We start from the raw sequence: 20,059 nt of genomic DNA on the forward strand, positions 1-20,059 counted from the left end.
TTTTATCTCAGAACCCGAACTGTTACTTGGCAGCTTGTTGTTTTGGAATGAATTTCTATCTCCCGGTTGTATTGATCACACCACTCGTTGAGGGCTTTCCACTCCCCCTCTCGCCAGTTTTCATATTCATTTTCTGGCGTATTAACCAGCTCGTCAAAAACGAGTACAGTGTCCTCAACAATCCTATCATTCAATAGAGACAATATTGTTTTTGTTGACGAATATAAATCACAATCAACATGTATAAATGATACCAGACCCGAATAACGTCTTAACCATTCAGGAATTGTATTTTCAAATAAGCCGACTTCAAGTTTTACAGTGTTAGGAACTTCTGGAATTCTATCTAATGCAAACCATTTTTCTGGTGTAACACTTGCTTTATCCAGAGAAAGATACCAAGGCTCGGGCAATCCATCAAACGAATCAAATCCCCAAAATTTTTCCGTTGGATATGCATGCGACAAACAATTAAGTGTTCGTCCCTTGTACACTCCAAACTCTAACGAATACCCAAAAAAATTTGATAATTCAGCAGCATCAAGAAGATGTAAAATTCTATCTTCATAAATGTGAGCTTTTAATAAATTTTCTAAAAACAAATCTTCATTCATCTTAAATTACTTTCAAAAAAATAAGTCGTGATTTCTCTTTGTTTACAGCTCAAAAACGAAATGCATTATCCAAGAAAACATGGATCATTAATCGCTTAACTAAATTTTTGACTATTTTTCAATTAATTATATCCACCCAGACATTCTACTTCTTAGTTTAATTGTCAATCAACAAGCACTACAGACAAAAGTAGCATATTATTTATAAACTTACAGACGATTTGATCATTATAAGAAAAGTAGAAACCTCTGGTTTATTAGCCCCTTGTTAACAGATGTTATTGTAAAAAGGAAATAACTGTGACGCAGATTGTATTTTGAAAACATAACAAATCGCACACAGACAGTCTGGTTAACTTATAAACAATAAAGACTTTAAGAGGTCCCAGCTTTGCCGTTTTATGCTCGCATTATCAAAGGAAATCATAAGTTTATCAAGCTGGTGCTTGCCTTATATATACTGCTGGCTTCCATTCTTGGTCTTAGCGTAATATCCCAAGCAAAAGCTGAAGAACCCAAAAGAGTTGTTGTCATTGAAACGATGAGCCTTCCCGCTCTTCAGGATGCAACCAAGTGGTTTCGCAAAGGAATGACCGACCTAGGTTATTTAGAGGGAAACAACATCGAATATGTTACTCTAGATGCAGAAGGTAATTCGGAAACATCCTATCGTTTGTTATCTGATGAGTTAAACAATGAAAAACCAGATATGGTTGTCACTATTGCAACGCTCGCAACAAAAGCATCTTATAAATTATTAAAAGATCAAGATATTCCTCAAGTTTTTATTCTTGTTTCTTATCCTGAAAAAGAAGGTTTTGTTCGTGCGATAGGAGAAGCTAGCGGTACACATATCACCGGAAAAACACATATTATCCCCCCCGCAGCCAAGATTGAAATCGTCAAACAAGCTCTTAAACCATTAACAAAAATATCTCCAATGAGGATAGGTGTCGTAAACTCTACTTATCCTTCAGCGGTTAGTGAAACAGCACAAATTATGGAGATCGGCAAAAATCTTAACGAACTAGAATTCATAAACTTAAATTTCCAGTACCTTCCCGGTGAAGAAAATAGGGATATTTTGCATAAAAACGCCTTGGAAGTGATTGAGAATAATCGTACTCGTTTTGACACACTTTGGTTATCAACAGGTCCCATGGGAAGTGATCTCAAATTTCTGAAAACTTTAAAAGAAAAAAATATACCGATTATCTTTTCCAACAATACTGAATCGGTTAAAGCCGGCGCCATGCTCTCTATGACGTCGAACTCAGAAGTCAACGGCATAGCAGCCGCTGAAATCGCCGACCAAATTTTCAAGGGGAAAAAAGCAGGGGAAATCCCTGTGACGCGACCAAATAGCTATTTAGTTAGTATAAACATTACAACCGCGACGGAACTGGGAACTGTTATTCCCTCTGCTCTTCTAAAGCTCGCGGGTAAAAACATTTATCGATAGAAGCCTGACATGAGATTATACCAAAAGTACTTTTTGACTATGCTGCCAATTATTTTGATTTGCATTGGCTCTCTTGGATATTGGTCTTATACACATTCCAGAAATGCACTTTATAAAAGCGAAGAAGAAAATATGAATCTTCTTCTTAACGAAGCTGTGCACCATATTATATCTTCACGGTATGATCTTTTGAAACAAGCCGGTCTGACAGACATGCCCGCATTTGTTGAATCCTATCAGGAAGAGATATTCAATGAATTAAATAGCTTAGCGACTATCACCAATCGACGCTACTCTATCATCGGTCAAGATGGCACTCCTATTTACTGTAGCGATAGCAAAGACCCAAGCGTTCTCTATCAATGGAGTGAACTTGCTCAGTCGCAAAAAGGGCAAAGTTTTGGAATTTTTCAAGCCCTCGACGGCATCAATACACTATATGCATCAGCAGCATTCGATAAACCAGACTGGAATTGGGTTATTTTTGTATCTCGTCCCGAGGCAGAAGTCACTCAACAAGTTTCAATTATTCAGCTTGTAACAATTGGGGTATCTCTTCTTTCTATTTTATTGATGGGTGGATTGCTTACACTCGTAACCCGTCGCCTTTTGATACAACCTATTAATCATCTACAAAAAGCAGCAGCACACATTGCAAAACAAGAACCAATAGACCATATCGACGTCACTTCAAATGATGAACTCGGTGATTTGGCCCGCGCTATGGAAGGCATGTCCGAGGCAATCAAAAACAAAATCGAAGAAGTTCAAGTTGCAAACAGAGCCAAATCCATGTTCCTGGCCCATATGAGCCATGAACTACGATCGCCTTTGAACTCAATACTGGGCTATGCAGATCTGACACTTGGTGACAAAGACATTCAGACTCTTCCGCAAGAAACGCAAAATTACATTAAAACTATTTCCAGCTCGGGTAATCATCTGATGGATCTCATCGGTGATATTCTGGACTTCTCTAAAATCGAAGCGGGCGAACTGGTATTAGAAAAAAGTGCCATGAGCTTGGCAGAACTTGTTGAAGAAACCAGCAGTATGATGGTTCTCGCAGCAAGGGAAAAAAACAACACTCTTGATGTTACCTTCCCCGATAACATTCATCGATGGGTACTTGGCGATAGCGTCAGACTACGCCAGATCCTGATGAACTTTCTCTCTAATGCGGTGAAGTTTACCACTGACGGTTCAATTGCCCTTCGTGTCTCTCTAAAATCTGAAGATGAGTTTACCCAAAGATTACGTTTTGAGGTTTCAGATCAGGGCATTGGTATCCCGAAATCGAAACAATCAGCTCTTTTCAGCGCCTTTTCCCAAGCCGATGCATCAACAACACGGAACTATGGAGGAACAGGTTTGGGGCTTGCCATTAACAAGCAACTAGTCCTCGCGATGGATGGTCAGATCGGGGTTGATAGCGAAGAAGAAAAAGGCAGTACCTTCTGGTTTGAAGTTACACTCGACAAAACCAAAGCCCTCTTCCGTCCTCAGGAAGAAATTCCCGAACATGACCTAACAAACCTTCATCTTTTGCTCGTAGAAGATATCAAGGTGAACCAGATCATGGCAAAAGCTCTACTGGAAAAAAGCGGTCAGTCTGTGGACACTGCTGATAATGGTTTCGAAGCCGTCGAAAAAGTAACCAAGAATGATTATGACATTATTCTGATGGACATTCACATGCCAGATATGGATGGCGTGGAAGCGACAAAGCAAATACGAGCTCTTGCTGATACCAACAAATCAACTGTACCGATCATTGCTTTAACAGCCGATATCGAAACCAGTAATTTAAAAGAATATATTGCAAGTGGTATGAACGCGACTTGTTCAAAGCCTTTAAACATGGATGACCTTCTTAAAACCCTTAAACGTCTTATCCATGAAAAATCGGCAAACGCAGCCTGATAAAAAATACAAGGTTCAGCATGACCAAAAGTGCTGTGCATGGACCCGCTTCAATACCTGCGAACAGAATGCAACATCAAAAAGTGTGCTCTCTGTATAGCCGCCGAATAAAGAGTATTACTATATTCTTGCGTTGTTATGTTGGTTCTTGGCCGCATAATAAAGGAGTATCTGAATGCGTGATTATCAGTTGATAGTTTTCACAATTGATCTCTTCGTTAAACTGAAGCGATATTTGCTAGGTTTCTTGGTTGCCAGCTCAACCCTTCTTCTTAATTCTCAAGCTGTGTTTGCTGAAAAATTCGTTTTAGCGGCTGCAGAAAATAGTATTCCAACTTCGTATCTAGAAAATGGAGAACAAAAGGGTATATTAGTTGACGTCATAAATGAGGTTTTTAAACGAATAGGCCATTCTGTAGAAATAAAATTAATGCCTTGGGCACGGTGTCAACAGGAAGTAAAAGAAGGAGCTGTTGATGGGATTTTTTCTATTTATAATACAGAAGAGCGTCAAGCGTTTCTTACATATGCTGATGAAGTTCTTATTGATCAAGTGCAAACCTTTTTTGTTGCGGTTGAATCTACAATAACCTTCAATGGAAACCTACAGGAACTGTCGGGTTTATCGCTTGGTATCATTAATGATACTAGCTATGGTCCAAAGATGGATTCTGCACTAGAAAAAGGTTTTTTTGAAAAAATAGATATTACTAACAGCTCTCAAAGTAATATTCGAAAACTTATTGCAGGTCGCATTGATGTACTTCCTTCTTATAAATACGTTGTACTTAATACTCTAAAAAAAATGGGCCTAACCAATAGAGTAAAGCAATTATCACCCGATATTGAAGTTATACCAAGTTACCTAGCGTTTACAAAAAAGCGAGATTTTACGAAAATTATTAATGACTACAACATTGCGCTTGCATCAATGAAAGCAGACGGTACTTATAATAATATTTTTAATAAATATATCGAGCCTTAAACGATACTAAAGTGTGAACCCAATTCAATCTATTGCTGTCTATGATAATTTTATGATTCATAACTCCTAACTTAGGGTCCTTCATATAGCACGATTTGATTTAAGCAATGTGGTCTGTTCCCCTGAAATGTCTCCGATTTAGAGTTAATCTTTTTTCAAAGAAGTTCAGCATCATCCTGCATAATATGGGTCGAATAATAATATTCACTAAATTCTACAATCAAATAATCAGGATTACGTTGAGAGAAATGATCGTTAACCGTCTGCTCACCCATTTCTCCCAAAAGTTGTGATTTTATAGCCATCATCTTTCCTGCCTTTTTTTATTCATTCATTCTTTGATTGTTCTTCCCCCCCTACAGCCCGAAACGTCATCAACAGAAAAAACAGCCATCATCAATGAATTACTTGAAATTACACAGACAGAAAATACAGTTAAGTTGATGGCAAAAGCGGTTGTTCAAAACATTTACGCCAGCCTAAAACAGGCGAACCCTAATATACCATATCGTGCATTAAAAATAATTGAGGAAGTTACAATTGAATTGGTCGAGAACGATATTAATGGCCCTAGCTTCAGAAAGAATATTCAGAGAATTTACAGCAAACACTTTAGGACAGATGAATTGAGAGAAATTGTTATCTTTTACAAAACACCTGTCGGGCAAAAAGCCATATCAAAAATCCCGCTCATCATTCAGGAAAGTACCGAAAATAGCCAAAACAAACTTTAAACAATCATGCCCAAGATAATGTTAAGACTTACGAAACGCTTCAAAGGACAAGGAATAGAGCTTTAACCTCTATTCCTTGTCGGTAAAAGATGGTGATCAACCTTTACTTGGCCATAACGGGGCCTCGGTAAAGAGCTTTAACATCCAGTGATTCTTCCGGTACACCCTGTCCATTTATGGTCAACGTGGTCCCGTTTTGTCGTATCCAGTTATTGTTGCTGGCTTTGGTCCCTGCTCCCCCCCAGAAAAGGTTATAGGCGTTGAGTTCAGGCAGGTTATAAGAAGATTTCTTTACATAGGTCATTAAACCAAAAAGCGCTGCATCTTTGATCTCGGTTTCCATAATATCAACAACGCTTCCATCTTTCGAAGCCACACCAACGCCAACAGATTTAATAACGCCCCCCATGACACTTACGACAGAATTTTCACCGGCCGAAATTCCTTTATCATGCACATCCGAAATTTGGGGATTTTCAACCCAGCCTCTTGTTTCAGAAAAATCTATCCCATCCCCTCCAATATCCGTAAAAACGCCGTCCTTTATAACGCCATTGGAATAATCACTATCAATCGCGTCAGACCGCATTTTATCAAACCGCGTATTCACCATTTCAAATTCGGATAGGATGATGTTCAACCCATCTTCCGCGCTAGAATTTTGAAAGTGCGTGTCTTTGATAGAAACATTGGAGCGATAAAAGGTTACCCCCCCCGTTAGCTCAAGACGGTCATTTTCCAAAGCATCAGTATCCGAGATAACAACATTCTCCAGCCTGGATTGGCTCTTTGCTTCGTGAACATAGACCCCTTTCCAGAGTTGACTATCTTTTCCCTGAAACACAATCGGCATCTGGTCTGTGCCAACGGCTTTAAGCGGGCCATTTACGATCACATAACTATCTTTGGAAAAATTGAGCACAGCACCCGGTTCAATCGTCAGGCCCCCGTCAAGGATAAGAGGTTCGGAAATATCCCAATTCCCTTTATTTATCTGTAGCGTTCCAGACTTTTCGGTGAACATTGCATTCTTGTCTGCAACAAACCAAGCTGGTTTTTGCAAAGCAAACCCCGATAAGAAATATCCCTTGGTAATGTCCGTATGGGCCAAAAGCGCGGTATGCCTGATTTCTTCCGATTTAATCCATCCCAAAAGAGCAAGAGGAATAATCGACAAGGATAGAAAGGTTTTTAATTTTTGTTTTTTCAACATACTTAAAGCTCTGCTTTCATTGATAAAATCAACGGGAAAAGGATTCTCTTAGGTGACTTGTATTTTCTGGCAGAGCTAAACTAAGGTTTTCTACTTATCGTCAGCGTGTCTGAATTCTAAATTTTTGTTCATGTTATTTATTTCCCCTTTTAACGTGTTAGTATCTGCCCCTGACAGAGGCGCAACACTTCACCGCTGAACGGGCATAGATACCGATACAGCGACAAGCAGGATCAAATTTTTAGATGCGGGCATTAATAATCGAAGACGACCACGAGGTTGCCAACTTTGTCGCGCAAGCCTTGAAAGAAGCAGGGTTTGTCACAGATACCGCACATGATGGACGCGATGGTCTTTTTATGGCCGCGAACGAAAGCTATGACGTCATCATTCTTGATCGTATGCTTCCGACCAAAGACGGTTTGTCCGTTTTAAAAACCTTGCGCGCAACCGAGATCGCAACGCCCGTGCTTATTCTGTCTGCCCTGGGGGATGTACGCCACCGCATTGACGGGCTAAAATCTGGTGGTGATGACTATATGGTCAAGCCCTTTTCCGTCGCGGAGCTTTTGGCTCGCGTACAGGTTCTTCTAAAGCGGACAATACCTTCAAATGCGGAATCAGAACTAACTGTTGGCGAATTAAAAATTGATCTTTTGTCACGCAAAGCAACTCGCGCAGGTGTTGAGATTGACCTAAAACCAAAAGAATACAAGCTTTTGGAATTTATGATGCGTCATGCCGGGCAAGTAGTCACCCGCACCATACTTCTGGAACAGGTGTGGGATTATAACTTTGCCCCACAAACAAATGTAATTGACGTTCATATGTCCAGATTACGCAACAAAATAGACAAGGGCTATCCAAACGAGTTGCTGCATACAATTCGTGGCGCTGGATACTGCCTGCGCGAAGACTAACCCCAAACAAAGCCGACCGGAATGACGTTTTGAAAATCAAAGCTCCCCACCTTTCTCTCTCCTTAAAATTCGCGCTGAGCTTTGGTGCGATCTTTATCATCAGCACCCTTGTCTTCGAAGCCGTCGTTTCTGAAACATCTGAATACTTCATGGAAAAAGAGGTCGACAGCAAACTCCAGACGAAAATAAGTGACATGCGGGGCGTCTATGAACTTGGGGGTATTGACCTACTGACCAAGCTAATTGAAAAACGCGCTGCACAATCAGATTCACAAAACAGAATTTACCTGCTGGCAGATGCTGATTTTCAAAAGTTGTCCGGTAATATCAATCACTGGCCGGAAAGCGTTCCCAGAATAGCAGGATGGACAGAAGTAGAAGACACGAACGAAAATCCCAATGAATACAGGTTCTTAGCCTTAAACCTTGATGATAAATATCACCTGTTATTGGGCCTGGATACACTCAAAGAAGAAGAGCTGGAAGATTATGTCTTTTTGATTTTTCTGGGTGCCGTCCTGTTTAGTATCGCCGGGGGCTGTGCAGCGGGGTTCCTTCTACACCGCAATCTAAAAAACCGTCTGGATCTGATTTCTGGCACCTGTACCCAAATCATGCAGGGTCGTTTTTCACACCGAATTCCTGTCTCGCACACCAGCGATGAAATCGATGCAATGGCGCACACACTAAACACAATGCTTGATCGTATCGAAACCCTGATGGACGGCATTCGACATGTGACAGACAACATTGCCCATGATCTGCGCACGCCCTTAACCCGCGTTCATGGTCGTCTGGAAAGCCTGCTTATTCTCACACTCGGCGACAAAAACCGCCAATTGGTCGAATCAACCATCGCCGAGGTTGATCAACTCTTGATGACCTTCACGGCCCTGCTCAGTATATCCCGCTTGGAAACAGGTGAACTGGAAACGAATTTCAAGCCGATACGGCTGTCTCATCTGGTCAAAGACACCATTGAAATTTACGAACCCCTTGCCGAAGATAAAGGGCAACAGATTATCTTTAAAGACGCCGTTCCCAACCAACACACGGTCCTAGACCCTTCACCTAACGATGATCTATTGGTATCTGGCGATTGCGATCTCATCGCCCAATGCATATCAAATTTACTGGATAACGCCATCAAATATGGTCCTGATAACAGTGTAATAACCATCCGCATAGATAATTCGGACACCCATGTGACATTGTCCATCCACGACCAAGGAAATGGCATTCCCCAAGCAGAACACAAAAAAGTTCTGGAACGATTTTATCGGGTGGAATCAAGCCGTAATTTACCCGGCAACGGACTGGGACTTTCCCTCGTTTCTGCGGTTATCCATCTTCATAATGGCAACTTGAAATTCAGCAACGAAAAGGGTTTTCAGGTTGAAATATCAATACCAAAAGCGTCAACGTTGCTTACGTCATAGGCATTCTTAAATACCACTTTTCAATTCGTCAAAATAGCTTTCAATCATATCCTTCCATTCAACAGGCAATAAAGAACCCCAGACTGTTGCTTTGTTAAATTGCCCAAAACATCATTTCCCATTGTTCATGATGCCGACTATCCCTATTTTTAAAGCACGATCCGCTCTCAGAAATTGGTACCAATGACCTCAACTGTAAACATTCCCTTTGATAACAGCTTTTCTCAGTTGCCTGAACAGTTCTATACCCGGCAAGACCCTGTCCCAGTTGCCGCCCCCAAACTGATTAAGGTGAATGAAGGTCTTGCCACACTTATGGGCATCGATCCTGCTGCGTTGAAATCCGAAGACGGTGTTCAAATGCTCGCGGGGAATAGTGTGCCCAACGGCGCATCACCGCTGGCGATGGTTTATGCCGGGCATCAGTTTGGCGGATGGTCACCACGTCTGGGCGACGGGCGTGCGATTTTGCTCGGTGAAACAGTTGGAACGGATGGTATCCGCCGTGATATCCACCTCAAGGGTTCAGGGCGCACCCCCTATTCCCGTGGTGGTGACGGCCGGGCATGGCTCGGCCCTGTCCTGCGAGAATATGTCATTAGTGAAGCCATGGCGGCTTTGGACATTCCGACGACACGTGCCTTAGCTGCTGTAGAGACCGGCAACAAGATCCTCCGCGAAGAAGGTCCTTTGCCCGGTGCTATTATCACCCGTGTTGCCCAAAGCCATATCCGGGTCGGCACCTTTCAATATCACTATTCCCAAGGTAACAAAGACAACCTGCGTATATTGGCGAACTATGTCATTGACCGCCACTATCCCGAAGCCAAACAAGCACAAAACCCTTATCGCGCGCTGATTGAAATGGTCATGGACAAACAGGCCAGACTGATTGCCAAGTGGATGCAGGTTGGCTTTATCCACGGCGTCATGAATACCGATAATATGTCTGTGGCGGGCGAGACCATCGACTTTGGCCCCTGCGCCTTTATGGATACCTACCACCCCGGCACTGTTTTTAGCTCTATTGATCATGCAGGCCGTTATGCATGGGCCAAACAACCTGGCATGGCGCACTGGAACCTGTCTCAATTTGCCCAGTCCTTGCTGCCGATTTTACACGAAGACGCTCAGGTCGCCGTTGGTATCGGCCAAGAAACCATCGATGAATTTCAGGATATTTTCAGCAACTATTACTTCGAAGGCTTTGGCAAAAAGCTTGGCCTAATAACTTTACAGCACGGTGACCCGGATTTTATTGGCGACAATCTTAAGCTCTTGTCAGATAACGAAGTCGATTTCACTCTCTTCTTCCGTCACCTCACGGGTTATGCCCGATCTAATTTAGGACAAGACCAAGGTGCCGAAGACCAAAGTGACCAAGATCATAAAGAAAAACTACAAAACCTGTTCAAAGAGCCTGAAGCCCTGACCACATGGCTCCAACAGTGGCAAGCCCGGCAAGATCAAGAAGAAGCTTCAACCGAAGAACGCCTTGAGATCATGCACACATCAAACCCGATCTTCATTCCCCGAAACCATCAGGTCGAAGCCATTATCCAAGCTGCCGTTGCAGGTGATTACGCCCCCTTTGAACAACTCCACAGCATCCTGTCAGCCCCATTTACAGAACAACCCGACAACGCCCATTACGAAGTGCCTCCCAAACCAGAAGAAGTTGTTCATGCTACTTTCTGTGGGACTTAGAATTAACGAACATTTTTCATGCAGTTTAAATCCACTAAAAAAGATAAGATCGAGCTTATTCAACGGCATTTCACACCTTTGATTGGTTCTGAAATTACAGGTTATTCAATCGCTCAGCTTTGGTGTGAAGAAAATAGGGCTTGGGATGACTGGATGGATTTGCCTTTCCGACTTCACTTTAAGGACACGAAACTTTCGATTTCTTGGAGAAAATTTGATGAATTAATGATCGAGGAGGGAGAAGCCCTCCCTTTCCCTACAACAGACCTTCAAGTTCGTTGGCTTTTAAATCCCATAAAGAGAATAAATGGTATTATAGGTCAGAAACTTAAACGGGTGTGTCTTTCTCCTGGTCATATGAATATAGGCAGTCATCAATGCGAAATCTGGGTCGACTTAATCCTGACGACAGAAGAAAACCAAAGTTTAGTGATCTATAACAATCTAGATGAAAACGGATTGAAGCTCTCTTCCAATGAAAATATGCTTGAGGCAGCTGTTTGTTGCCCGAACCCATTCTGAAATATGAAAATTTAAATATGTCAGATCGATTTCAATATCCTCCATATTGTTTATCATACTAAATAGAGCCTAGTTATGTGGTCTGTCCTCATTGCCAAGGATATGCCGTTATTAATAACAAAAAAGCATCCGACAATTTAGTTCTAGGGATTGACTTTCTAACCTGCTCAAATTGCGGGTTTTCTATTAAAACAGATAGAGCATACTTCAAATACCATGGCTACAATACTTTTAACTGGCATGAGCAAAATTACCCGCTCTGGTTATAGGAAAACGTAGGGAACAACACTTTATACGCCTTTAATCCCAAACATCTCGCTTATCTAGAGAGCTATGCTGGTGTTAAACTCAGAGAACGGATAAAAAAACAAAGATAGCTGTGGGTGCAATGGGTGATACAGCCACAGTTTTCACAGTGGTGAAAGGCAATAGTTTCGTCGCCATGTTTATAGGCTTTAGTCTCGCGACCTGTGCATTCAACCTTAATTTGATCCGGGGTTGAGTAGGTCCAGAGCGCCCCGAAGCGGTGACAGATTAAACAGTTACAGCTTAAAAGAAATTCTGGTTTATCGTTGATGGTCAGTCGAACTGACTTGCAATGGGACGTTGCTTCCACTGTATTTATCCCTGTTTATATATCGCAATTATCAAGGCCGCTAAGTCGAAAAATTGTTTGATAATTTTATAATTTTTTGGCGTAAAGATGTTCATTTTATATAGCAAATTAACTCTGAAACCTAAAATCAGCATTGTTCAGCGAGAATAGGGCAATTGTTTAACCTCTGTATGCTTTACTTTCTGTGCAACACAACGTACAAGGACGCCAGCTTTTAAGTATTTTACTGTTAAGTATGTACGGTAAGTATGTACGGTGGACCCGACAGATAAAGAGATTGAGGTCCCCATTCACGTTACACCTGCCGCGCCTGTTCGTTAGCTATCTTCTTGATGGCCCTTGCCGCGCAGCCAGAACATTGCCCAGAATATCCATATGGGATATTACGGCTAAATAATCAGAAAGATTAAAGATGTCCAATTCGGATACACCCGTCAACGACACCCCAAAAGACGTTACAGAAGACATTTCAGAAGACGCACCAGATGCCGCCGTTGATACACCTGTAGAAACCATCGCAGAAGAAAACAATCCTGGCGTTTCAACACAAGATCAAAACGACGAAACGCCTAATGCAGATAATGGCGCGGATACAGAAGCCACTTCGGGTGCAGTTTCAGGTACAGAGGCCAACACTGACACCGCCGCAAACGCTGAACCAGACCTCGAACCAGAACAAGCTGATCCCTTTGAAGGCGTAGCTGCACCCTTGGCAAAAGCCTTGGCGAAAAAAGGCTATGCAAAGCTAACTCCCGTTCAAAAAGCCGTTCTTGATCCGGAACTTGCCGATGCGGATGCATTGGTTTCTGCGCAAACAGGTTCAGGTAAAACAGTTGCTTTTGGTATTGCCCTCGCCCCGACATTGTTGGAAGGGCAGGATCACTTCAAACGCGCCGATGCGCCCTTTGCCCTGATCATCACCCCAACGCGTGAACTTGCCCTACAGGTCATGCGAGAGCTTGAATGGCTCTATGGCGATACAGGCGCACGTACAGCCACCTGTGTTGGTGGTATGGATATGCGCAGCGAACGGCGGGCGCTGGAACGTGGTGCACATATTGTTGTTGGTACGCCCGGACGTCTTCGCGATCATATTGAACGCGGTTCCCTGAACATCAGTGCGCTACGGGCCGTTGTTCTGGATGAAGCGGATGAAATGCTTGATCTCGGTTTCCGGGACGACCTCGAATATATGCTGGATACCACACCGAAAGAACGTCGTACCCTGATGTTCTCGGCCACTGTCCCGCGCTCTATTGCCATGCTTGCCAAGCGTTATCAGCGTAATGCAGTTCGTATCAGCACCAAAGCCGAAGAAAAGCAACACAGCGATATTGAATACCGCGCCTTGACCGTTGCCCCCAACGACAAGGAAAATGCGATCATCAATCTGGTTCGGTATTATGAGCCTAAGAATGCGATTGTTTTCTGTGCGACCCGTGCCACCGTGAACCACATGACCAGCCGCTTTTCCAATCGCGGTTTTTCTGTCGTTGCCCTGTCCGGTGAGTTAAGTCAGAACCTGCGTAGTCATGCCATACAGGCACTACGTGATGGTCGGGCGCAAGTCTGTATTGCCACAGACGTTGCCGCGCGTGGTATCGATTTACCCGATCTGGAGCTAGTTGTTCATGCCGATATTCCAAAAAGCCGTGAACCACTGTTGCATAGATCCGGCAGAACAGGCCGTGCTGGCCGTAAGGGTGTTTCTGCCCTTGTTGTGCCTTTTAACTGGCGCAAACGCACAGAACGTCTGTTGGAAAGTGCCAAGGTTCAAGCAACCTGGGCCAAACCACCATCTGTTGAAGAAATCTTGCAACGGGATCGCGAACGCTTCCTTGCCAACCCAACGTTGATCGAACCTGTAAAAGAAGAAGAACAGGCATTCATCAAAGAGCTTCTTGAAAAGCATGGCGCAGAACAGATTGCCGCTGCTCTAATCCGCACCCAAAGTGCCGGACGCCCAGCACCGGAAGAATTGATTGACCGCCCGGAAAGACCATCACGGGAAAGAGACCGTGACAGAGATGGAAGAGATCGTGGTGGCAGAGATCGTGATCGCGGCCGTGATCGTGATGACAGTTACGAATACGGCAACGGCGGCAGACGCAACAATTCCCCCGGAACTCGTAAAGAGCGTGTCGATTTCGAAGATGGTGTCTGGATTTCCATGACCGTCGGACGCAAGCACACTGCCGATCCCAAGTGGCTATTGCCTATGGTTTGTCGTGCGGGCTGTATTACCAAAAAAGAAATCGGTGCTATTCGCATTCACATGGCGGAAACCCATGTCGAGCTAACCCCCAAAGGCGCTGAAAAGTTCTTTGAGACCATTGGTGGCAGCAACCGTATTGAAAAAACCATTACCGTCAAACGTCTGGAAGGCATTCCGGATCTACCTGAAGATACCCTCGACGATAAAGACGGCCCGGGTTATCACCGCCAGCCCAGAGAGAGTAGAAAAGGCGAGAGTAAAAAGCATAAGCAAAAGCCGTTTCGGGATAATTTCAATCGAAGTGACCGCAGCAAAGAATACAGCCGCCGTGCAGCCGAAGGTAACGATTTCAAAGATCGGGATGATAAATCCCCAGATAGGAAATCAGATGGCCGCAAATCAGATGATCGGAAGTTTAGCGACCATAAATCTGGCGACAAACCCTATGGCAAAAAGAAATTTGGCGACCGCAAAGCTGGCGAACGTGATTACGCAAAGAAAGATCACACCCCCAAAGCTAAAACCAAGTTTAAAGGCAAATTTGGTGCTGACGGCAAGTTCCAAGGCCCCCAAGATGATAGCGGGAAAAAGCCTTGGTTTGACGACAGTTCAGATAGCAAACGGAGTGAAGGTGACAAAAAGTCATTTGGCAAAAAACCTTTCCGCGATAACGCCAAAGGTCCAAAGTCAGGCGCGAAACCTTTCAAAGGCAAAGGTGGAAAGCCCGCTGGTGATAAAGCAGGTGCATCCACACTAAAACGGAAAAAAGCACCTAAGAAGGACTGATCATTTAAAATCAGTTCCTCCACTTTTATCTGCTTAAATGTCACAGGAGCTACAATTTTTATTGTGGCTCCTTTTCATTTTACTGCATTCCATTCATATTATAATTGCAACCTATAATTACGGTAAAAATAAAAACAATCTATTTAAGGGTAACTTTATATACAAAGGAAATTAAAACGTGAGCATTCTAACTGGCCGCACAGCTATTCTCATCCCCATGGCCGAAGCAGATTACCCAGCTTGGCGCGATCACGGCATTAAAGCTTTTGCCGCAGATAAAGCACAATCAGGATACAGCCCTGAAAACGCATTAAAACTATCAGAAGAGTCATACGCATCAGGTTTACCAGACGGATTAAGCACGCCAGATAATTATATCTTCACAATTATGAATTCATCGGAACAACCCGTCGGTTCCCTATGGTTTGCCGTTAAAGAACATTACGGCAAAAAAACCGCGTTCATCTATGATATTGAAATCAATCTGGCTGAACGCGGCAAAGGACTGGGCAAAGCCACAATGTTGGCGCTGGAGGCTGAAGTAAAGAAACTCGGCATCAAAAAAATTGGTCTGCATGTCTTTGCCTTTAACAAAACAGCACACGCACTCTATGCATCACTTGGGTATCACACCACGGATATCACAATGGAAAAATTAATATAGAATGAAGGGGCTGGTCTTGATACCTTGCCTCAGAATACGACAAAGCCAGATACAAGACCTAAAATCTATTCGGTGGCTCTAAAAGTTGATAACCATCGCGACAAAACACGGCCTGCCCACATATTCCAATCTGCCAAGTCTATCGTTAAAACTGTCATATTACAGGCTATCTATCTTCACCCAGATTATTAGCGATAAAAATGCTTCTATATATGCAGCGATCTAACAGCAGGCCTATTTATCACGAGATAATTTCCCAACTGCCATTAACCTGTTTACATGCCAGACCTTCGACCCTCTCTAACTTTCCATTAATTTTCACAGTGTGTCGATAAGATCTGCACCCATTATTCTGATAAGAGTCATTAAACACGCTTATCGCACCAGATACACCATTCGCATTCCAGTAAAAGGCTCGTCCATCTGAAATAGATACTGCCGAAATAAAGGCGTTCTCAAAACGAGCGCGTTGTAACGAAGTTAATCTATAAAAATGCCTCTGCTTTAATTTTTTCTGTGTATAGATAATCTGAATGGGACGCTTTCTTTTTACACCATGAGACTTTTTAATCTTCTGAGCAGGCGGAACATATTTGTGAGATTTCACAATATGAGGTTTTTGGACATGTTTGCCCTTAGCAGACTTCGCAATTGCCACATTACTGACAAGACTGGATAAAAGTAATGCGGTTGCTGGTAAGATAACTTGATAGAGCTTCATAAGACGCCTCTCTTTTTATGAGTATAGAGTTCAAACGTCTGCGGTATAAAAAACCGTCGCTATGAAAAATCATGCCTATAATTTACCACTTGAACGACAATTACAGTTTGCCTACTCAAAGACATCCGTTAGAAAATAAAACGTAAAATAATATGATAGCCCCTGAAACCAATTAATCTTTAATATCAATAAGCAAATCTTCGAGTACATCAAATATTTTTGGGTTCTGAGATTGCGCAGCATTAAAACGAATATAATTATCAGAAGACTGTGTGATACTGAAAACACTACCGGGTGCCAGAATGACATCACGGGCCAAGGCTCGTTGCGCCAAATCGGCAGCATTCATTCCGTCAGGTAATTCGCACCAAAGAAACATACCTCCACGCGGTTCGATCCACGGCTTGATCCCAAGCTTAGTCAGGCGGGCAGCCGTGGTGCCCATTGTATCGGCCAACTTTGTTTTCAGCGCATCCAGATGTTTGCGGTAACTGCCGTCTTTCAGAACAGATAACACGAGCTCGGCAGAAAAATGTCCTGCCCCAAATGACGTTGCAATACGAAGATCAACCAGACCATCTATCCAATCAGGTCGGGCGATAATATATCCGCAACGCACCGAAGCCGAGAGCGTTTTAGAAAAACTACCGATATGAACAACACGTTCTAATCCGTCAAAGGCAGCATAGCGCGGCGCGTGTTCATGTTCCAGATCTGCAAAGATATCATCTTCAATAATGGTGAGATCATGCTGCTCTGCAAGCTTTAACACTCGGTGCGCCACCACTGGGGATAACGTAGCCCCCGTGGGGTTATGCAGACCAGAGTTGGTGATATAGAGCTTTGGCTTGTGTTCAATCAATACCTGTTCAAATGCCCGGACATCTGGGCCGTTTGGGGTAAAGGGAACAGAAATAACCTTTGCTCGGTGCGCCCTTAACAGTGCGTGAAAGTTAAAATAACAGGGATCATCAACAACCACACAATGCCCCGGCTCCAGCAAAAACCGACAGAGTTGATCAATAGCCTGAGTACCGGACCCGGTGAGGATAATTTGATCCGGGCTGGCATCAATACCATATCCCCCCGCCCGTCTGGCAAGAAACTGGCGCAATTCTGACAATCCCAATGGAGATCCATATTCAGTCAGGATTGCATCATTTGCCCGCGACAAATTTCTAAGTGCCTTACGAATAGATGTTTCCGGCATCCACGATGCGGGCATCCACCCACAGCCAGGCTTCAGAAAGTTCCCTCCGGCATCCAGCGACTGACGCGACACCCACAGGGGATCAACTTCGCGGTCCAGTTTCGGCCCGATTTCTGCCAAAGACAGAGGTGCCAACTGTCCCGCAACATAAAACCCTGATCCCGGTCGCGAGGTGATAACTCCTTCGGCAGAAAGACGATCATAGGCGTCGACAACCGTTGATTTCGAAACCTGCATATCACCAGCAAACCGTCGGATAGAGGGTAACTTGGCCCCCGGCGCAAGTGTGCGACCCGCAATTCTTTGTCTGATCGCATCCATGACCCGCTCAACCAGTGTCGTTTCTTCTACCAACATCATATCTGTACCTATCCTGTAACCAGTACAGTTTAATCAAACTGTACTTAACTGTATCTGGTACAGTTTTCTTTAGCAACCTACATAAGTACCAAGGCCCGAGTAACCTGATTATCCTCCACTTAATTACATTTCGGCCTCAATTTCACGTGAGCCAATAAGGGCCACAAATGACAGAAAGTTAGGATTATGAAGAACATAAACAAAGGTTGGCTATACGGCTTTATCGGCATGACAATTTTCAGCGCTTCCCTGCCTGCAACACGTGCTGCCGTTGGTTCTTTTGATCCTATCTTTCTGACATTGGCTCGGGGAAGCATTGCCGGGTTACTCGGTCTCTCTCTTTTATTGATGTTCAGGGAAAAGCGCCCACAGGCAAAAGACCTTCTTTCTTTGTTGATCGTGGCTCTTGGCGTTGTTATTGGCTTTCCCCTGCTCACGGCCTATGCATTAGAGCATGTAACGGCCGCCCATTCGACGGTCTTCATTGGTTTGCTTCCGCTTGCCACAGCTATCTTTGGCGTTCTTCGCGGGAATGAAAAACCACCGGCAATATTCTGGCTGTTTTCTATTTTGGGGTCCGGCTTGGTTGCCGGATACGCCCTTGTTGAAAGTGCCGGAGCATTCAGCCTTTGGGATTTCCTGATGTTTGCCGCAATCGTTCTCTGTGGACTTGCCTATGCCGAAGGAGCAAAACTTTCCCGGCGACTTGGGGGCTGGCAAGTAATCTCCTGGGCGCTTGTTCTCTCTCTCCCGCTGATGCTTCCAATTACCTTCTACACCATGCCTACCAGCTTTGCTGATGTCACAACACCTGCCTGGATCGGTTTGACGTATGTGTCCCTCTTTAGCATGTTGATCGGCTTTATCTTCTGGTATCGCGGCTTGGTCGAAGGCGGGATCGCCTCTGTCGGTCAGCTCCAACTACTCCAACCTTTTTTCAGCCTGATCTTGGCCGCGCTTCTTTTGAACGAAACTGTTAATTTAGCAATGATGATTGTCACGCTAGCAGTGGTTCTTTGTGTTGCCGGGGCCAAACGTTTTGCACAAAAGAATGTTTCAACTGAACCCCCCGTGACCAAACTCGCGAATGTTCGTGGCATCGAATAAGCTTTGCCAAGAAACAAACAACCCATCATCAAGCTTATGCCCTATAGTAGGATTATGTCCCAATAGCAGGATTATGTAGTGTCATATATACAAGACTTACCCCCCTATCTTTCGACCATCGCGGTTTCTTATGCTGCCTATCTTATCGCGACAATAAGCCCCGGCCCCGCCAATCTGGCAATCATGTCCACCTCTATGCGCGAAGGACGCACGCCGGGATTAATGATGGCAAGCGGTGTTATTATCGGGTCAATGACATGGGGCATTTTAGCTGCGTTCGGCCTTTCAACGCTTCTATCTTCTTTCGGTTGGTTGATGACAGCCTTTCGTATAGTTGGCGGGATTTACCTGTTATGGCTTGGATATAAGTCATTAAAATCCGCTTTGGGGTCCCAAACACCACAGGCGATGAAAACGGATAAAAACCGGAGCAATACACAATATCTCCTTCTCGGTCTGGGCATTCACCTGACAAACCCAAAATCCATCTTCGCGTGGCTATCCATCATAACTATCGGGATCACTCCCGGCGCATCGACGGACCTTAGCTTTATCATCGTTGGGGGTTGCGTTTTCTTGGGTATTTTTGTCTTTGGAGGTTACGCATTGGCCTTTTCCACACAAAGAATGATTGATCTCTATCGTTCATTCCGGCGCTGGATAGAAGGCACCGCCGCGTTGATATTCGGGTTTGCTGGCTTCAAACTATTAACACTGAAATAAGCCGTCCGGCCCAAATTACTATAAAGTCTGCCCTCAACATTCATCTTGTGAAACATACTCACAAAATCAAGCAAATATCAGCTTGTCGCAACGTGAACACCGTGCGATGAGAGACTTGTAAGATATTACTTAGGAGTA

General features: G+C 43.9%; 16 protein-coding genes. 12 read left to right on the forward strand and 4 right to left on the reverse strand.

The features are described 5' to 3' along the window. Window positions 1-2: 2 nt before the first annotated feature. A complete protein-coding gene (locus ACN0W5_RS12885; RefSeq protein WP_417454495.1) occupies window positions 3-614 on the reverse strand; it encodes a TylF/MycF/NovP-related O-methyltransferase in 612 nt (203 codons plus the stop codon). A gap of 391 nt (window positions 615-1,005) precedes the next feature. Between ACN0W5_RS12885 and ACN0W5_RS12890 the strand changes: the two genes are divergently transcribed. The 4 genes from ACN0W5_RS12890 to ACN0W5_RS12905 all read left to right on the forward strand — a co-directional run bounded on the left by ACN0W5_RS12890 (window position 1,006) and on the right by ACN0W5_RS12905 (window position 5,718). Further along, window positions 1,006-2,076, forward strand: a complete 1,071-nt coding sequence (locus ACN0W5_RS12890) for an ABC transporter substrate-binding protein (RefSeq protein ID WP_417454496.1) — start codon at window positions 1,006-1,008, stop codon at window positions 2,074-2,076. A 132-nt stretch (window positions 2,077-2,208) separates the two neighbouring features. Next, window positions 2,209-3,999 (forward strand): ATP-binding protein, encoded by a 1,791-nt coding sequence (locus ACN0W5_RS12895; protein ID WP_417454497.1) that lies wholly within the window; start codon window positions 2,209-2,211, stop codon window positions 3,997-3,999. A 175-nt stretch (window positions 4,000-4,174) separates the two neighbouring features. Then, complete coding sequence (locus ACN0W5_RS12900) at window positions 4,175-4,984, forward strand: substrate-binding periplasmic protein (RefSeq protein WP_417454498.1); 810 nt, start codon at window positions 4,175-4,177, stop codon at window positions 4,982-4,984. Between the two features lie 338 nt (window positions 4,985-5,322). Further along, window positions 5,323-5,718: a DUF2059 domain-containing protein gene (locus tag ACN0W5_RS12905; protein WP_417454499.1), complete on the forward strand. Its 396-nt coding sequence runs from the start codon at window positions 5,323-5,325 to the stop codon at window positions 5,716-5,718. A gap of 103 nt (window positions 5,719-5,821) precedes the next feature. On the opposite strand, the gene ACN0W5_RS12910 is transcribed toward ACN0W5_RS12905, so the two are convergent. Next, window positions 5,822-6,931: a hypothetical protein gene (locus tag ACN0W5_RS12910; protein WP_417454500.1), complete on the reverse strand. Its 1,110-nt coding sequence runs from the start codon at window positions 6,929-6,931 to the stop codon at window positions 5,822-5,824. Between the two features lie 245 nt (window positions 6,932-7,176). Here ACN0W5_RS12910 and ACN0W5_RS12915 point away from each other — a divergent pair, with 245 nt between their 5' ends. From ACN0W5_RS12915 to ACN0W5_RS12940, 6 genes are all read left to right on the forward strand, one after another. Next, window positions 7,177-7,851 (forward strand): winged helix-turn-helix domain-containing protein, encoded by a 675-nt coding sequence (locus tag ACN0W5_RS12915; protein WP_417454501.1) that lies wholly within the window; start codon window positions 7,177-7,179, stop codon window positions 7,849-7,851. Between the two features lie 29 nt (window positions 7,852-7,880). Further along, window positions 7,881-9,290 carry an ATP-binding protein gene (locus ACN0W5_RS12920; RefSeq protein ID WP_417454502.1) on the forward strand — a complete coding sequence of 470 codons (1,410 nt, stop codon included), beginning with the start codon at window positions 7,881-7,883 and terminating at the stop codon, window positions 9,288-9,290. A 183-nt stretch (window positions 9,291-9,473) separates the two neighbouring features. Beyond that, window positions 9,474-10,997 carry a protein adenylyltransferase SelO gene (locus ACN0W5_RS12925; protein ID WP_417454503.1) on the forward strand — a complete coding sequence of 508 codons (1,524 nt, stop codon included), beginning with the start codon at window positions 9,474-9,476 and terminating at the stop codon, window positions 10,995-10,997. An 18-nt stretch (window positions 10,998-11,015) separates the two neighbouring features. Continuing rightward, window positions 11,016-11,519, forward strand: a complete 504-nt coding sequence (locus ACN0W5_RS12930; RefSeq protein WP_417454504.1) for a hypothetical protein — start codon at window positions 11,016-11,018, stop codon at window positions 11,517-11,519. A 1,028-nt stretch (window positions 11,520-12,547) separates the two neighbouring features. Further along, a complete protein-coding gene (locus ACN0W5_RS12935) occupies window positions 12,548-15,136 on the forward strand; it encodes a DEAD/DEAH box helicase (RefSeq protein WP_417454505.1) in 2,589 nt (862 codons plus the stop codon). A 178-nt stretch (window positions 15,137-15,314) separates the two neighbouring features. Continuing rightward, the gene (locus ACN0W5_RS12940) at window positions 15,315-15,800 is read left to right on the forward strand and encodes a GNAT family N-acetyltransferase (RefSeq protein WP_417454506.1); all 486 of its coding nucleotides are present in this window, start codon (window positions 15,315-15,317) and stop codon (window positions 15,798-15,800) included. A gap of 241 nt (window positions 15,801-16,041) precedes the next feature. Here the strand turns inward: ACN0W5_RS12940 and ACN0W5_RS12945 are convergent, their stop codons facing one another. Beyond that, window positions 16,042-16,521: a hypothetical protein gene (locus tag ACN0W5_RS12945; protein ID WP_417454507.1), complete on the reverse strand. Its 480-nt coding sequence runs from the start codon at window positions 16,519-16,521 to the stop codon at window positions 16,042-16,044. A gap of 172 nt (window positions 16,522-16,693) precedes the next feature. Beyond that, window positions 16,694-18,091, reverse strand: coding sequence for a PLP-dependent aminotransferase family protein (locus ACN0W5_RS12950; RefSeq protein WP_417454508.1), 1,398 nt, complete (start codon window positions 18,089-18,091; stop codon window positions 16,694-16,696). 186 nt (window positions 18,092-18,277) lie between these two features. Here ACN0W5_RS12950 and ACN0W5_RS12955 point away from each other — a divergent pair, with 186 nt between their 5' ends. Both ACN0W5_RS12955 and ACN0W5_RS12960 read left to right on the forward strand, forming a co-directional pair. Then, a complete protein-coding gene (locus ACN0W5_RS12955) occupies window positions 18,278-19,198 on the forward strand; it encodes a DMT family transporter (protein WP_417454509.1) in 921 nt (306 codons plus the stop codon). 78 nt (window positions 19,199-19,276) lie between these two features. Then, on the forward strand, window positions 19,277-19,921 hold the full coding sequence (locus ACN0W5_RS12960; RefSeq protein ID WP_417454510.1) for a LysE family translocator: 645 nt from the start codon (window positions 19,277-19,279) through the stop codon (window positions 19,919-19,921). The last annotated feature ends 138 nt before the right edge of the window (window positions 19,922-20,059 follow it).

This window comes from Kiloniella sp. (assembly GCF_048270245.1).
Taxonomy (GTDB): domain Bacteria; phylum Pseudomonadota; class Alphaproteobacteria; order Kiloniellales; family Kiloniellaceae; genus Kiloniella.

Excerpts from the sequence above, each read along its gene's own strand:
- ACN0W5_RS12885 (WP_417454495.1), bottom strand. The coding sequence starts at position 614 with ATGAATGAAGATTTGTTTTTAGAAAATTTATTAAAAGCTCACATTTAT.
- ACN0W5_RS12895 (WP_417454497.1), top strand. The coding sequence starts at position 2,209 with ATGAATCTTCTTCTTAACGAAGCTGTGCACCATATTATATCTTCACGG.
- ACN0W5_RS12900 (WP_417454498.1), top strand. The coding sequence starts at position 4,175 with ATGCGTGATTATCAGTTGATAGTTTTCACAATTGATCTCTTCGTTAAA.
- ACN0W5_RS12910 (WP_417454500.1), bottom strand. The coding sequence starts at position 6,931 with ATGTTGAAAAAACAAAAATTAAAAACCTTTCTATCCTTGTCGATTATT.
- ACN0W5_RS12915 (WP_417454501.1), top strand. The coding sequence starts at position 7,177 with ATGCGGGCATTAATAATCGAAGACGACCACGAGGTTGCCAACTTTGTC.
- ACN0W5_RS12925 (WP_417454503.1), top strand. The coding sequence starts at position 9,474 with ATGACCTCAACTGTAAACATTCCCTTTGATAACAGCTTTTCTCAGTTG.
- ACN0W5_RS12930 (WP_417454504.1), top strand. The coding sequence starts at position 11,016 with ATGCAGTTTAAATCCACTAAAAAAGATAAGATCGAGCTTATTCAACGG.
- ACN0W5_RS12935 (WP_417454505.1), top strand. The coding sequence starts at position 12,548 with ATGTCCAATTCGGATACACCCGTCAACGACACCCCAAAAGACGTTACA.
- ACN0W5_RS12945 (WP_417454507.1), bottom strand. The coding sequence starts at position 16,521 with ATGAAGCTCTATCAAGTTATCTTACCAGCAACCGCATTACTTTTATCC.
- ACN0W5_RS12950 (WP_417454508.1), bottom strand. The coding sequence starts at position 18,091 with ATGATGTTGGTAGAAGAAACGACACTGGTTGAGCGGGTCATGGATGCG.
- ACN0W5_RS12955 (WP_417454509.1), top strand. The coding sequence starts at position 18,278 with ATGAAGAACATAAACAAAGGTTGGCTATACGGCTTTATCGGCATGACA.